Raw genomic sequence first — 13,673 nt, 5'->3', positions numbered from 1 at the left:
GACTACCTAAAGAATGCTGGCGATGCGAGGCATCTTCAGGCGGGGCTTGCGGGCCTCGGCCGGGCGTGGGTCACGGTGGGCGAGCTTCTCCCGCAGCATGGTGCGGCCGCGGTGGATACGGGACCTGACAGTGCCCAGCTTCACGCCCAGCGCCTCCGCCACTTCGTCGTAAGACAATCCTTCAAGATCGCACAGAACAACGGCAGCCCGGAAATCCGGTGGCAATTCTTCCAACGCACGCTGAACGTCAAGGTCCAGATTGTTGTGCTCGAAGCTCTGCTCCGGGCCTGGCTCACGGCCCGGCAGGCGCGACTCGGCGTCCTCGGCAAGGGCGTCAAAGCGGATTCTGCTCTTACGACGTGCCTGATCCAGGAAAAGGTTGGTGGTAATACGGTGCAGCCATCCATCCAGGGTTCCTGGCTTGAAGTTTTCCAGTGAACGGAAAACCCTGACGAAGACCTCTTGGGTGAGGTCCTCGGCGTCGAACTTGTTTCCGGTCAGGCGGTAGGCAAGGCGGTATACCTTGGCGGAGTGGTTGGCGACCACATCCTCCCAGCTGGGCATGACCCAGTCTGTAACGGCCTCAAGGCTCTCCGATGTCTGGACTGGCGCAGCATGCGATGCCGGCATCGTCCACTCCCCTCAAACTGTGGTTCACCGTACTTGTCCGGTGCCGCCCACCACGTGGATGACCGGATCAATATCATCCCAAGTTTTTCTGGGAATTTCCTGACTAAGGCACAATTTCCACGCAAGGCGAAATCCTGCTGCAGACACAATCCCGGGACGGCTGCGAACACGGGGTTTGCAGCACCGGACACAGTAGGCTGGTACAGACACCCCTACGCGCGGAAAGCGAACCCTTCATGAGTGCCGACAAGTCAACCAGCTGGTCCTATGCAGAAGATCTGCCTGCTGAGGATGACGTCTTGTTGCGCGCCCGGGAGAGGTCCTTCGAGTTGGGGGTTAAGCCCATCAGCCCCGGTGTTGGTGCCGTGCTGACCGTCCTTGCCGCGGCTTCAAAGGCACAGACAGTGGTTGAGGTTGGTTCAGGCGCGGGAGTTTCAGGTGTTTGTCTTTTGCGTGGCCTGGGTCCGCAAGCCGTCCTGACCACCATCGACGTCGACGTTGAACACCTCAAGGCCGCCCGCGAAGCCTTTCTGGAATCCGGCAGCCCCGCCAACCGGACCCGGACCATCTCCGGCAGGGCCGCCGACGTCCTCCCGCGCCTCACGGACTCCGCCTATGACCTTGTCTTCATCGACGCCGACAAGCCCAACTTCCCCCGCTACGTTGAACAAGCTGTCCGCTTGCTCAAGACGGGTGGCACCTTGGTGATCAACGACGCCCTGGATAAGGACCGCGTCTCAAATCCAGCAGCCCGCGACTCCACCACCGTGGTTCTTCGGCAAGTTGGCAAATCCATTCGCGACGACGACCGCTTGGCCTCTGCGATGCTTCCCACGGGCGATGGACTTCTGGTGGCTGTCAAAAAATAGGCAATTGCCATTTAGCGGACATTCTTAAAGAACAGCACCCAAGAAAGACGCTGCTGCTTAAACAAAAGCAGGGCTCCGGCTCTCGCCGGGCCCTGGTCTTTTGAATCCAGCCTGCCTATGAATCTATTCGGTAACGCCTACAAGGCATTCCTTGAGGTTCTCCGCCTCCGCGGCATTGAGCTCGACTACAAGCCGTCCTCCGCCTTCGAGCGGCACACGCATGATCAGGCTGCGTCCCTCTTTGGTTACTTCCATAGGGCCGTCGCCAGTACGTGGTTTCATAGCCGCCATTAGGAAAATCCCCTCCATTTGTCCCAAGTCACGCCCAACCCGGCCGGGCTGGATCCGCTTCGCAATTGCAGCCGGCGGCACCGCTTGGGAGGCCGCCTTGGCCGGGCACTTTTAGGTGCTTTTGTCCTTGCTCGTATTCCATTATCCCGTACTTACCCGTCCGTAGCGAATCAATGGACTAATTACCCCGACACGGAACAAATACACTTCCCGACGGCGGGTGGTCCGGTTATGGCGGATAGTCTCCGCCTCCCGGCAAGGGCGCCCAGGCCCAAAGCCACACCACCCAGACGATCTGCAGGAGGACAAACATGACCACGACGGTTCCCCTGTATGCCTTGGACTTGGACAGCAGCGCTGCACCCAGGGCAAGCGGGAAAAGGGGAAGGAGCATCCGGAAAGTACTGGTCTGGGGATACAGGAACACCAGCAAATAGCCCATGTAGCAGGCGCACCAAAGCCGCATTTCCGTTCCCAGTGCCCGGACAGGCTTTGAAACCATCAGCAGCACGAACAAACCGACGAAGACGAAGGGCGCCAACACGCCAAGAGCCGGACCGAACAGCATCCTTCCGGTATCGAACCACGGTTTGAAGGGCACCAGGTCATGACCGCGCCAGGCGGTTTCCGTACGCGTGTAGGCGCTTGGATCCCCCGTGACCGCCCAAGCTATAGCCGGCCAGGCCAGGGCTCCGAGTCCGGTTGCCAGCGCCAGGGTGCCCAGGGACAGGAGTTCTGGCGTGGACGAAGCCATTGCCCGGGGCTGGTCATCGACGTCGGATGGCCTCAAGCGCTGCCAGATCCGCCAAACCAGGAGGAGGCCCAGCATCGCGGCGAACGGGACTCCAGTGGGCCTGGACAAACACATCAACAGCACTACCGGTATGGCTGCCAAGTAGCGTCGCCGGACCACCAGGAGAAGCGAGCCGGACAGCAGCAGGAGGTTCAACGATTCTGCGTAGGGCACCTGGAGAATTGGCGACACCGGGAAGGTGGACACGAAGATGACGCCCCACATTGCGGTACGCCGGCTGGCCGCTTCCCTGAACAGTTTGAAGATCACCAAGGCAGCACCGAGGCCTGCAATCATTGCTATGGCGGTGAGGGACTGCAGAGTCCCGAGGCCCGTGACGGCATTGAGTCCCCGCCCCAGGAACGGGAACAGGGCATAGAAGGCCCAGGCATTCTCCTTGACTACCCCGTTGGCATCCACCGGAAGCAGGGAAGGGTAGCCGTTGTCCGCAACCTGGGCATACCAGCGTCCATCCCAGATAGTGATGAAGTTCCAGTAGTCCGGCGCGGGTGGGAACCATGGATTCACTCCCTGATGAACGGCAGCCGCCATGAAGATACAGGCACTGACCACCCGGGCCACTACAAAAACCAAGGAAACCTGCAGCCACCACGGCCAATGTGCCATCCGGGCTCCCGCGTCGGAGAAGCCGCGGGAAAGGCGCGCAGTGGGTCCCTCGCCGCCAGGACGTGCAGGTGCAGGTGGGCTCACGGTGTGATCCGTTTGGCGTCGCCGTCCTCAAGCTTTGATTGGACCAACGCGCTGAGTCTCTCGACCTCACGGTCCTTGGCTACCAGCTGGTCCCGTAGCTCATCAAGGACCTGATCCACCTGGTCCATGCGGTACCCGCGCAGCCCCAGTGCAAAGCGCACGGCATCGATGTCTGTGGCTGCAGCCTTCTCCGGGAGCAGCACCGGAGGCAAGTTGGGCACGGAGTCATCCAGGCCCGCGCCCATCGAGCCGCCTCGGATGATGCCTGCCGCAAAATACAATGCGGCACCGATGAGGACAATCGCGACAAACACCAGGAAAAAGCTCACAGCCACCATCGTGCCAGAAACAGCCGCCTACTCCGGGCGCTGGTTTCCATTGGTGGTCGCCGGCAGCGGAGCACCATGCAACACGCGGTGGACAGCGTCGGCAGGGTCATCCACCAGTTGGATCAGGTCCAGGTCCTTTTCGGAAACCATTCCTTCAGCAACCAACGTGTCTCGGATCCACTCAATCATTGGACCCCAGAAGCGGACACCCAACAGCACGATCGGGAACGATGTCACCTTGCGTGTTTGTACCAGGACCATGGCCTCAAACAGTTCATCCAGGGTTCCAAGCCCGCCGGGCAAGACAACGAATCCCTGGGCGTATTTCACGAACATGGTCTTGCGGGCAAAAAAGTACCGGAAGTTGATTCCCAGGTCCACCCATTGGTTCAGCCCCTGCTCGAAAGGCAACTCAATGCCCAACCCGACGGATACGCCGTTGCCCTCCACAGCGCCCTTGTTCGCGGCTTCCATGGAGCCCGGACCTCCGCCGGTGATAACGGCGACCCCGGATTCGGCCAGCTTGCGTCCTACGTCCACTGCCATCTCGTAGTACTCGGTTCCCGGTCTGGTCCGGGCTGAACCGAAAACACTCACGGCGGGACCAATATCAGCCAAGGCCCCGAAGCCCTCAACGAATTCGCTCTGGATCCTCAGGACCCGCCAGGGGTCGGTGTGAATGAACTGCCCGGCACCACTCGTGTCCAGCAAATGCTGATCGGACATTCCCTTGTCCGCCTGTTTGCGTCGCAGCTCCAAGGGACCTTTGTGCTTGGCCGGTGCGATCTCCGAAGGCAGGGGCACGTGGACGCCCGCGACGTGACCATTCGCGTCCGGGCCGGGAATTGGGTGCTGGCTAATGCTCATTGCCCAAGGCTAGCGCGGATAAATGCCGGCGCAGACGCTACGACGCGGTTCTTGCATTGCAGTCTGGTATATCGCTGGGGGGCAGGTTTCTGTTCAGTCACGATCTGGAGGAACTTGCCGTGACCGTGGTCATAATTGTGTCTTTGTTCGCTAGATTCGACCTATGACTACTCAAGTGTCCGGCGATGCGCTCGTCTCCCTGAACAGCGTCAACAAACACTACGGTCAATTGCACGTCCTCAAAGACATCAACCTCCAGGTTCGGAAGGGTGAAGTCGTCGTGGTCATTGGGCCGTCCGGCTCCGGAAAGTCCACGTTGTGCCGTGCCATCAACCGTTTGGAAACGATCGACGACGGCGACATCGCGATCGACGGGAAGAAGCTCCCGGAAGAAGGCAAGGAACTCGCCCACCTGCGTGCAGACGTCGGAATGGTCTTCCAGTCCTTCAACCTGTTCGCCCACAAGACGATCCTTGAGAACGTCACGCTGGGACCGATCAAGGTGAAGGGCGTTGCCAAAGGCACGGCGGAAAGGGAGGCCATGGCCCTCCTTGAACGTGTCGGCGTCGGCCACCAGGCTCCCAAGCTTCCCGCGCAGCTCTCCGGTGGCCAGCAACAGCGTGTGGCAATTGCCCGCGCACTTGCCATGAAGCCGAAGGTGATGTTGTTCGATGAGCCCACCTCGGCTCTGGACCCCGAAATGATCAACGAGGTCCTGGACGTCATGATCCAGCTGGCAAAGGAAGGCATGACCATGATCGTGGTCACCCACGAGATGGGCTTTGCCCGCAAGGCAGCCGACCGCGTCGTGTTCATGGCCGACGGCCAGATCGTGGAAGATTCAACACCCGAGGAATTCTTCACGAATCCGAAGAGCAACCGCGCCAAGGACTTCCTGTCCAAGCTTCTGACCCACTAGCTCCCTGCTGACCCGCATCCAGGCCCGCACGGACCGCATCCAGGCCGTACGCCGGCCAACCAATGAAAGGAATGTCATGAAGAAGGCTTTTATTACCCGGAGGAAATCTCTCCTGGTGGCCGCTTCGGCTGCACTGGCCCTCTCGCTGAGCGCCTGCGGTGGAGGCAGTGGGACCACCACTTCGCCTGTTGCCTCGGCGAGCTTCGAGGCCGGCACAACGATGGCCAAGTTGAACCAGGCCAAGAAGATCACCATTGGTACCAAGTTTGACCAGCCGTTGTTCGGCCAGAAGGGCCTGGACGGCAAGCCTGTCGGCTTCGACGTGGAAATCGGCAAGAACATCGCCGCCAAGCTCGGCATTGAACCTGACAAGATCGAATGGGTGGAAACTGTTTCCGCCAACCGTGAACCGTTCATCGAGCAGGGCCGTGTTGACATCGTCATCGCCACCTACACGATCAACGATGCCCGCAAGCAGAAGGTCGCATTCGCGGGTCCGTACTACGAAGCCGGTCAGGCTCTGTTGGTGAACAAGGACGATAACTCCATCACCAAGCCCGAGGACGTCAAGGGCAAGAAGGTCTGCTCTGTTACCGGTTCCACGCCGGCCAAGACCATCGTCGAAAAGTACGGCGCCGAACTGGTCCCGGCCGCAAACTACACCGCTTGCCTGGAGCCGTTGCGCAACAAGCAGGTTGTTGCCGTCACCACGGACAACGTGATCCTCGCCGGCTACGTTGATAAGGAACCGGACGCCTTCAAGCTGGCTTCGGACCAAACCTTTACGAAGGAGCCTTACGGTATCGGCTTGAAGAAGGATGACACGGTCTTCCGCAACTGGATCAATGACCAGTTGGAGGCATTCGCCAAGGACGGCACGTACAAGAAGGCTTGGGAAGCAACAGCAGGAAAGGTCATCAAGACCGCTCCTGAGCTGCCCAAGATCGACCGCTACTAGTCGGAAGCCGGTGGCTGCCGCCCTCCCCTTGGGGGAAGGGCGGCAGCCACCGACCTTGAGGACTCCCTACCTTTCCGCAGCAGCCGAAGGAAGCCAATGGACGCCATCTTCGAAAGCCTCCCCCAATATTGGGACGGATTTCTCCGAACCCTGTTTCTAGCCGTCATATCCGGCGTGATCGCACTGGCAGCGGGTACTCTCCTCGCCGCAATGCGTGTCTCGCCCGTGGCAGCCTTACGGGGCTTCAGCACGTTCTACGTTGAAGTCGCCAGAAACACCCCACTCACAATTATTTTCTTTTTCTCAGCAATCGTGCTTCCCCGGCTCGGCGTCAAGTTCGAACAGTTTGAAGTCGCCGCCATCATCGCGTTGAGCAGCTATACGGCAGCATTTGTTGCCGAAGCCGTTCGATCCGGCGTCAACAGCGTCCCGGTGGGGCAAGCCGAGGCAGCGCGCAGCATCGGCATGACGTTCACGCAGGTTTTGGGCCTGGTGGTCCTGCCACAGGCCGTTCGGACCGTCATACCCCCATTGATCAACATCATGATTGCCTTGGTCAAGAACTCATCCGTCGCGGGTGCATTCTTTGTCCTGGAGCTCTTCGGCTATGGCCTGCAGCTGTCAAACAGCCATGGTGACGCGGTCATGTGGATCTTGATCGGTGTGGCATTCTTCTACCTGCTGATCACCGTGCCCCTGGGCTTGTTGGCCCACTTCGTCGAGAAAAAGGTGGCGATTGCCCGATGACTTCGGTTCTCTATGACGTACCGGGCCCCAAGGCCCGCCGCGTTTCCCTCATTGGTTCAGTTGTCGGGTCCCTCATCATTGCCGGTGGCGTGGTGGGAGCCATCGTCATTCTGTCTTCGCAGGGCATATTCAACGCCTCCCGTTGGGAAGTCTTTGTTAATGAATCTGCCAAGGACGTTTGGACGCAGCTCGGCTATGGCGTCCTTGCCACCCTGCAGGCAGCCGGCGTCGCAGCCGTCATTGCCTTTCCCCTTGGAGTGGCGCTGTGCCTGCTCCGCATTTCCCTGATCTCCTGGATTCGGGTTCCCACACAGGTGGTGCTTGAGTTCCTCCGCGGCATGCCAGTGGTGCTCATGATCCTCTTCGTGCTCCTGGTGTTTGCTACCACGCCCTTCACGGCTGTGGTCAGTGGCCTGGTCCTGTACAACGCAGCGATCTTCGCTGAAATTCTGAGGGCGGGTATCCAGTCACTTCCCAAGGGACAACGCGAAGCCGGTTTGGCCATTGGACTGCGCAGCTTCCAGTCCAGGATGAGCATCGAGTTTCCCCAGGCAATCCGCCGCATGCTCCCCTCACTTATCGCACAGTTGGTCGTCCTCCTTAAGGACACCTCGCTTGGCTACATCGTGGCCTACGAGGAACTGCTGCGTAAGGTGAAGCTGATCTCAGACCTGGAACCCAGCCTGTTGTTCTCCGCTTTCTTCGTTGGCGCTGCGATCTACATCCTGATCAACTTGTCGGTTTCCCGGCTTGCGATCTGGATCGAACGGCGAGGCTCCAAGAAGGCCGCAGGCGGCATGGCTTCGGCCATCAAGACCGTCGATCTCGAGGTCAACGTTCCTGGACCTGAAACCAAGTAGTACCGGGAACATTCCTTTAGTCATGAATTCGGCTGCGGACCTTCTCTTCATGTGCTTTTAGAGTGCTTTTAGACCTTAGCGACCAGCCACGTCCGCAGTGCACGAAGGCACTCACGGACGGCATCGGCGTCGACGTGTTCATTGTCCTTGTGCGCCAGCAACGGATCGCCGGGCCCGAAGTTCACGGCCGGGATGCCCAACTCGCTGAAACGCGCGACGTCGGTCCACCCGTATTTGGGCTTTGGTTCGGCGCCGACTGCAGCCACGAAAGACGCAGCTGCGGGGTGGTTCAGTCCGGGCCGGGCTCCAGCAGCAGCGTCCGTGCGGACGACGTCGAATCCTTCCAGGAGCTCGCGCACGTGGGCCTCGGCCTGGTCCGGCGTCTTGTCCGGAGCGAAGCGGTAGTTGATCTCCACCACGCAGCGGTCAGGGACGACGTTACCGGCAGTGCCGCCATTGATCTTCACCGCATTGAGGCTCTCCCGGTAATCGAGGCCGTCCACGTTGATGGTCCGGGGCTGGTAGGCCGCGAGGCGGGCGAGAATTGGTGCCGCCGCATGGATGGCGTTGCTGCCCATCCAAGCGCGGGCCGAGTGGGCCGCTTCACCGATGGTGGTCGCTTCGAACCGGCTGGTTCCGTTGCAGCCCCCTTCTACCGTGCCATGTGTGGGCTCAAGAAGAATAGCGAAGTCCCCCAGGAGCAGGTCGCCATGGTTGCGGACCAGCCTGCCCAGGCCGCTCTTGACGGCCTCCACTTCCTCGTGGTCGTAGAAGACAAAGGTGACATCTTTGTCTGGCTCCCTGCCGTCGTCGAACAGGGTCGCCGCGAGGGCTAGCTGCACGGCAACGCCGCCCTTCATGTCGGTTGTCCCCCGGCCATAGAGCACACCCTCTCCGGGGATGCCCGACTCCCACGTTGCCGGAACGGTGCCCAGTGAGCCTTCCACGGTGGGCAGCGGAACAGTGTCCAGGTGTCCGGCGAGGATGACGCGCTCTGCGCGGCCAAGTTCGGTGCGGGCAATGATGGCATCGCCGTCGCGCACCACGGTGTATTCGGGAATGGCGCGCAGGGCGGCCTCGACGAGATCGGCGAGCGGGGTCTCGTTGCCCGAGACACTGTTGATATCGATGAGCGCGGCTGTCAGCAAGGCGACGTCCTGGCGCAGGTCCAGCAGGGCGGGGGCAGGGTTAAGGGTCACCACTCCACCTTAACTCCCCGGGCAGCTGTGTTTCGGGCAACAAATGCGACCTTTGCGGGTGAGACGGGTTTCAGCCGCGCCACGGGCGATCGATACACTGGGGCCATGACTGAAACTGCTTCCTCTGCTGTGCCCGCAAACCACCGATCAGCCTACGGATTCGGCCTCGCCACCATCGCCACCTCGCCTTCCGGGGAAGCAACCGTGCTGGATGTCTGGTACCCGGCACCGGCCCTGGGTGTAGCCGCTGAAACCCTTCGCGACGTTGACAATGCCGATCCCGCACTCACTGCCCTGGCTGACGACGGCAAAGACGCCGATCGCGGCACGGAGCAGAAGGTGGTCTTCGCACAGATCGACCTCGACGCCGCCCCGGCAGATACAGCCGATGCTTACCTGCGTCTGCACCTCCTTTCGCACCGCCTGGTCAAGCCGAACAGCATCAACCTCGATGGCGTCTTCGGCAAGCTCCCCAACGTCGTCTGGACCAACTTCGGCCCAGCCGCCGTCGAAGGTTTTGAAATGACGCGTGCTCGCCTGCGTAAGCGCGGCAATGTAGTGGTTTACGGCGTGGACAAGTTCCCGCGGATGGTCGATTACGTGGTTCCCACGGGTGTTCGGATCGCCGACGCCGACCGCGTCCGTCTGGGTGCCCACCTCGCCGAAGGAACCACGGTGATGCATGAAGGCTTCGTGAACTTCAACGCTGGTACCCTCGGCACGTCCATGGTGGAAGGCCGCATCTCCGCTGGAGTGGTGGCCGGTGACGGGACGGACGTCGGCGGCGGCGCCTCCATCATGGGTACGCTCTCCGGCGGCGGCAAGGAAAAGATCGCTTTGGGCGAGCGAGTACTGCTGGGCGCAAACTCCGGTGTCGGCATCAGCATCGGCGATGATTCCGTGGTGGAAGCCGGCCTGTACGTCACCGCAGGAACCCGCGTTCGGGTGCCCGGCCCCAAGGACGAAAACGGCGAAGACACCAGCAAGATCATCAAGGCCGTCGAGCTTTCCGGTGTTCCCAACCTGCTGTTCCGCCGCAACTCCACCACCGGTGGTGTGGAAGTCCTGCCCCGCAAGGGCCAGACCGTGGAGTTGAACGAGGCACTGCACGCCAATTAGCAGGAGACAAGCAATGCGCCGGTTCCGCCGCGCCATCGTTGCGGTGCTGGCGCTGGCCCTCGTGGCCGGTGCTATCTACGCGATAGTTGCCATACTGCAGCGCTCCGAGACCCTGGTCTCGGAGCGCTGCCTCGCCGTCACGGGGTCCGAAAGCTACGAGTTGGCTACCGACCAAGCGGCCAACGCCTCGCTCATCACGGCCATCTCCGTTCAGCGCGGACTTCCACCAAGGGCTGCAAGCATCGCCCTCGCCACCGCGATGCAGGAATCCAAGCTACGGAACATCAATTACGGCGACGATGCAGGACCTGATTCGCGGGGTTTGTTCCAACAGAGGCCATCCCAAGGTTGGGGAACCGAGGCACAGGTCATGGACCCTGTCTATGCGACGAACGCCTTCTATAACGGCCTCATCAAAATTCCCGGTTACGAGACCATGGAAATTACCCAGGCAGCCCAGCAGGTCCAGCGCTCCGCGTTCCCCCGGGCATACGCCCAGCACGAGAACATGGGGCGCGCCTTCGCTTCTGCCCTCACCGGGCATTCGGAATCCGCGCTGACCTGTGAACTCCGCATGCCCGAAGCGGCCGGCGACCCTGCCGCCGTCGTGGAGGAATTGACGACGGCGTTCGGCTCCCAGCCGGCCACAGTCCAGGGCCGCTCGGTGCAACTGGATATCACTGGTACGCAAGCCTGGGCAGTTGCCCATTGGGCGGTAGCCAACGCCAAGTCCCTCTCCATCACGCAAGTGGATGTTGGTGGTCAGACGTGGAATCGGGAAAAACGCGACGGGTGGATTGCATCGGCCGCACCGTCTGAGTCAGTGACCATCACCGTCTCGGCACCTACCACCTGACTCCTTAGGCGAGCATCTCCACCACGGGCTGGACATAGCTGCGGAAGACTTCAGGCTCGGACAGCAGCCTGTGGCTCATGATCATGGTGCTGGGCTCCAAGTACCAGGCCCGCGGCTCGTTGAGCGGCAACTCGATAATGGTGAGATCAAAGTCCCGCGAGCTCCGACCAACTTCCAGGAGCCTGTCCTCCACCATCTCGTTCAGGACTCCCGTAACCCCGTTGGCTTCGCGCTCTGCCTCGATCTTCGCGTATTCATCGATCCTGTCCGTTGCCCATCCCAAAGCCGAACCAAAGTGTGCCTGCAGGACACGCTGCAGGGCAGGAGAATTGCCGAAGGCCTTGAAACTGGGGGGCGCGAGCTCAAGTGCCGGGTTGGGATAGGTCTTCACGAGCTTCTCCCACCAGGCCTCCCACTCGGTTTTGAGGGCGTGGATCCCACCCACATCCGAGGTGAGGTGGCTATGATCGGCATGGCGGACCTTGGGAGCAGCGTGGGACAGTAACGGTTTTCCGGCACCGTCGAGTCCAGCTACGTCGCGCAAGTACAGGGCGATGAGCATCGGCCCGGACGTGTCCATGGTGATGCGCCATCCAGAGCCGCCTGACTCATGCATCCGAATTCCTCCCTTGGCAGGTTCCCGACATGTCCCAGTCTATTCCCGTTGGCTTGCTACGGTAACGGTGCGGCAGGCACTGCTTGCTGGCGGCACATAGTCGTCTTGTGGGGAGCTCGGGAGACAAGCTACGGCATAGCCGGCACCGGAGCGAAAGCCGCGAGATGGGCCGTGAGGACGTCACTGCACATCTCGGCCGTCATCCATTCGGGCTGGAGAAGGGCGTGCATGCACAGGCCGTCCATGGTGGCCAGGAGCCGTTCAGCCTCTGTGACAAGGCCTTGCCGGGCTGCAGCTTCGCCGGGGCTCAACAGGATGATGAGGCGTCCGACAATGGCAGCGACGGCGCGGTGGCTGCGTTCGGCCTCGGCAGCCAGGACCGGTTTGATCCGGGCAGCGTGGCGGAAGGCCATCCAAACGCAGGCATCCACGGCGAGTTCTTCGTCCAAGGGAAGGAACTGACCCAAGAGGTTCAACACCGCGGCGTGCTGCCCGGCGCTGCCCTGGGTTTCGCCTTCAACGGCAAGCAAAGCTGACTCCAGCCGACCGCTAATACGGTCGATGACGGAGGCAAAGGAGAACACGAGAAGCTCGTCGCTGCTGGCAAAATAGTGCCGAACGGAGCCTACGGCCAGCCCGGCTTCATCAGCTACTTCACGAAGGGAGGCCCGTTCCAAACCGTCGCTTGCGATGATCCTGAAGACAGCTTGGACAACTTCCTGGCGCCGGGCTTCGGCATCAACAATTTTGGGCACCAGTATTTTTTAGCACGAACGTGCTTCAACACCGCTCAACACTGAGCGGCGTGGCTCCGATTTCCGATAGCGTAGACATCATGAAAATTCTTGTCACGGGTGGCACCGGCTACATCGGTTCGCACACCGTTCTGTCCCTCCAGGAAGCCGGCCATGAGGTCGTCGTGCTCGATAACCTCGTGAACTCCAGCGAAGAGTCCCTGCGGAGGGTTTCCGAGCTCACTGGCAAGACTGCAGCCTTCCACAAAGTTGACCTGGTGGACGAGCCCGCCGTCGAGGACGTGTTCGACCAGCACCAGATCGACGCCGTGATCCACTTCGCAGGACTGAAGGCCGTGGGCGAATCCGTTCAGGAGCCACTGGCGTACTACTACAACAACATCGTGGGCACACTGAACCTGCTCCGAGCCATGGACAAGCACAACGTCCGTTCCATCGTCTTTAGCTCCTCCGCGACCGTATACGGCGAGCACAATCCCATCCCGTACATCGAGAAGATGGAAATCGGTGCCAACAACCCGTACGGCCGCACCAAGGAACAGATCGAGGACATCCTCTCGGACCTGGGCAATGCGGACGACCGCTGGCACATCGCACTGCTGCGCTACTTCAACCCGGTTGGCGCCCACCCGTCCGGACGCATCGGCGAGGACCCTCAAGGCATTCCCAACAACCTTGTCCCATTCATCGCACAGGTTGCCGTGGGACGCCGCGAGAAGCTCATGGTTTTCGGTGGTGACTATGACACCCCTGATGGAACAGCCCAGCGCGACTACATCCACGTCGTGGATCTTGCTGAAGGTCACGTGGCGGCACTGAACTTCATTGCTGACCGCGCTGGCGTCCGTCGCTGGAACCTTGGTTCCGGCAAGGGATCGTCCGTGCTGGAGGTACTGCGGTCCTTCGAAAAGGCCGTCGGACACGAGCTGCCCTACGAAATCACGGGCCGCCGCGCTGGCGACCTTCCCGCTTTCTGGGCCGACGCCTCTTCCGCCCTCGCAGACCTCGGATGGTCCACCACGAAGACTGTGGACCAGATGTGCGAGGACCACTGGCGCTGGCAGAAGAACAACCCGTACGGCTACAACGCTTCCTAAAGCAACGCGGGGTCACTTGTGGCCCATGTCGGCCTGCTTTATGGGCCACAAGTGACC

The 13,673-nt window shown here is 60.9% G+C and carries 16 protein-coding genes; 8 read left to right on the top strand and 8 right to left on the bottom strand.

Annotated features, from left to right (window positions below; genetic code table 11):
- Positions 1-6: 6 nt before the first annotated feature.
- Entirely contained in the window at positions 7-630 is a 624-nt protein-coding gene (gene sigE, locus AB4Z15_RS13205) for an RNA polymerase sigma factor SigE (RefSeq protein WP_442017637.1), read from the bottom strand.
- Positions 631-866: 236 nt separating this feature from the next.
- Here sigE and AB4Z15_RS13200 point away from each other — a divergent pair, with 236 nt between their 5' ends.
- On the top strand, positions 867-1,499 hold the full coding sequence (locus AB4Z15_RS13200) for an O-methyltransferase (RefSeq protein WP_223946472.1): 633 nt from the start codon (positions 867-869) through the stop codon (positions 1,497-1,499).
- A gap of 123 nt (positions 1,500-1,622) precedes the next feature.
- Here the strand turns inward: AB4Z15_RS13200 and AB4Z15_RS13195 are convergent, their stop codons facing one another.
- The 4 genes from AB4Z15_RS13195 to AB4Z15_RS13180 form a co-directional block, all read right to left on the bottom strand.
- Positions 1,623-1,790, bottom strand: coding sequence for a DUF3117 domain-containing protein (locus AB4Z15_RS13195; protein WP_064721643.1), 168 nt, complete (start codon positions 1,788-1,790; stop codon positions 1,623-1,625).
- A gap of 229 nt (positions 1,791-2,019) precedes the next feature.
- On the bottom strand, positions 2,020-3,210 hold the full coding sequence (locus AB4Z15_RS13190) for a hypothetical protein (protein WP_442017716.1): 1,191 nt from the start codon (positions 3,208-3,210) through the stop codon (positions 2,020-2,022).
- Positions 3,211-3,290: 80 nt separating this feature from the next.
- Entirely contained in the window at positions 3,291-3,632 is a 342-nt protein-coding gene (locus tag AB4Z15_RS13185; protein ID WP_442017636.1) for a DivIVA domain-containing protein, read from the bottom strand.
- A gap of 18 nt (positions 3,633-3,650) precedes the next feature.
- Positions 3,651-4,490 carry a TIGR00730 family Rossman fold protein gene (locus tag AB4Z15_RS13180; protein WP_442017635.1) on the bottom strand — a complete coding sequence of 280 codons (840 nt, stop codon included), beginning with the start codon at positions 4,488-4,490 and terminating at the stop codon, positions 3,651-3,653.
- Between the two features lie 163 nt (positions 4,491-4,653).
- Here AB4Z15_RS13180 and AB4Z15_RS13175 point away from each other — a divergent pair, with 163 nt between their 5' ends.
- From AB4Z15_RS13175 to AB4Z15_RS13160, 4 genes are all read left to right on the top strand, one after another.
- Complete coding sequence (locus AB4Z15_RS13175; RefSeq protein WP_442017634.1) at positions 4,654-5,409, top strand: amino acid ABC transporter ATP-binding protein; 756 nt, start codon at positions 4,654-4,656, stop codon at positions 5,407-5,409.
- 76 nt (positions 5,410-5,485) lie between these two features.
- Positions 5,486-6,367: a glutamate ABC transporter substrate-binding protein gene (locus AB4Z15_RS13170; protein WP_442017633.1), complete on the top strand. Its 882-nt coding sequence runs from the start codon at positions 5,486-5,488 to the stop codon at positions 6,365-6,367.
- A gap of 96 nt (positions 6,368-6,463) precedes the next feature.
- Positions 6,464-7,114 carry an amino acid ABC transporter permease gene (locus tag AB4Z15_RS13165; RefSeq protein ID WP_442017632.1) on the top strand — a complete coding sequence of 217 codons (651 nt, stop codon included), beginning with the start codon at positions 6,464-6,466 and terminating at the stop codon, positions 7,112-7,114.
- Complete coding sequence (locus AB4Z15_RS13160; protein WP_442017631.1) at positions 7,111-7,974, top strand: amino acid ABC transporter permease; 864 nt, start codon at positions 7,111-7,113, stop codon at positions 7,972-7,974. Before AB4Z15_RS13165 ends, AB4Z15_RS13160 begins: the two co-directional genes overlap by 4 nt.
- Positions 7,975-8,042: 68 nt before the next feature.
- Here AB4Z15_RS13160 and dapE read toward each other — a convergent pair whose 3' ends face one another.
- Positions 8,043-9,173, bottom strand: a complete 1,131-nt coding sequence (gene dapE / locus AB4Z15_RS13155; RefSeq protein ID WP_442017630.1) for a succinyl-diaminopimelate desuccinylase — start codon at positions 9,171-9,173, stop codon at positions 8,043-8,045.
- Positions 9,174-9,278: 105 nt separating this feature from the next.
- Here dapE and dapD point away from each other — a divergent pair, with 105 nt between their 5' ends.
- Together dapD and AB4Z15_RS13145 are read left to right on the top strand one after the other, a co-directional pair.
- On the top strand, positions 9,279-10,292 hold the full coding sequence (gene dapD / locus AB4Z15_RS13150; protein ID WP_431115824.1) for a 2,3,4,5-tetrahydropyridine-2,6-dicarboxylate N-succinyltransferase: 1,014 nt from the start codon (positions 9,279-9,281) through the stop codon (positions 10,290-10,292).
- Positions 10,293-10,305: 13 nt separating this feature from the next.
- Positions 10,306-11,148 carry a hypothetical protein gene (locus tag AB4Z15_RS13145; RefSeq protein ID WP_442003689.1) on the top strand — a complete coding sequence of 281 codons (843 nt, stop codon included), beginning with the start codon at positions 10,306-10,308 and terminating at the stop codon, positions 11,146-11,148.
- Between the two features lie 4 nt (positions 11,149-11,152).
- Here AB4Z15_RS13145 and AB4Z15_RS13140 read toward each other — a convergent pair whose 3' ends face one another.
- Complete coding sequence (locus tag AB4Z15_RS13140) at positions 11,153-11,764, bottom strand: hypothetical protein (RefSeq protein ID WP_442017629.1); 612 nt, start codon at positions 11,762-11,764, stop codon at positions 11,153-11,155.
- A gap of 128 nt (positions 11,765-11,892) precedes the next feature.
- Positions 11,893-12,519, bottom strand: coding sequence for a TetR/AcrR family transcriptional regulator (locus tag AB4Z15_RS13135; protein WP_442017628.1), 627 nt, complete (start codon positions 12,517-12,519; stop codon positions 11,893-11,895).
- 80 nt (positions 12,520-12,599) lie between these two features.
- On the opposite strand from AB4Z15_RS13135, the gene galE reads away from it, so the two are divergent.
- Positions 12,600-13,616 carry a UDP-glucose 4-epimerase GalE gene (galE, locus tag AB4Z15_RS13130; protein WP_442017627.1) on the top strand — a complete coding sequence of 339 codons (1,017 nt, stop codon included), beginning with the start codon at positions 12,600-12,602 and terminating at the stop codon, positions 13,614-13,616.
- Positions 13,617-13,673: the final 57 nt, after the last annotated feature.

This window comes from Paenarthrobacter sp. 2TAF44 (genome assembly GCF_052114885.1).
Taxonomy (GTDB): domain Bacteria; phylum Actinomycetota; class Actinomycetes; order Actinomycetales; family Micrococcaceae; genus Arthrobacter.
The sequence above is the reverse complement of the archived record's forward strand: the minus strand, read 5'-3'. Positions and strand labels throughout refer to the sequence as shown.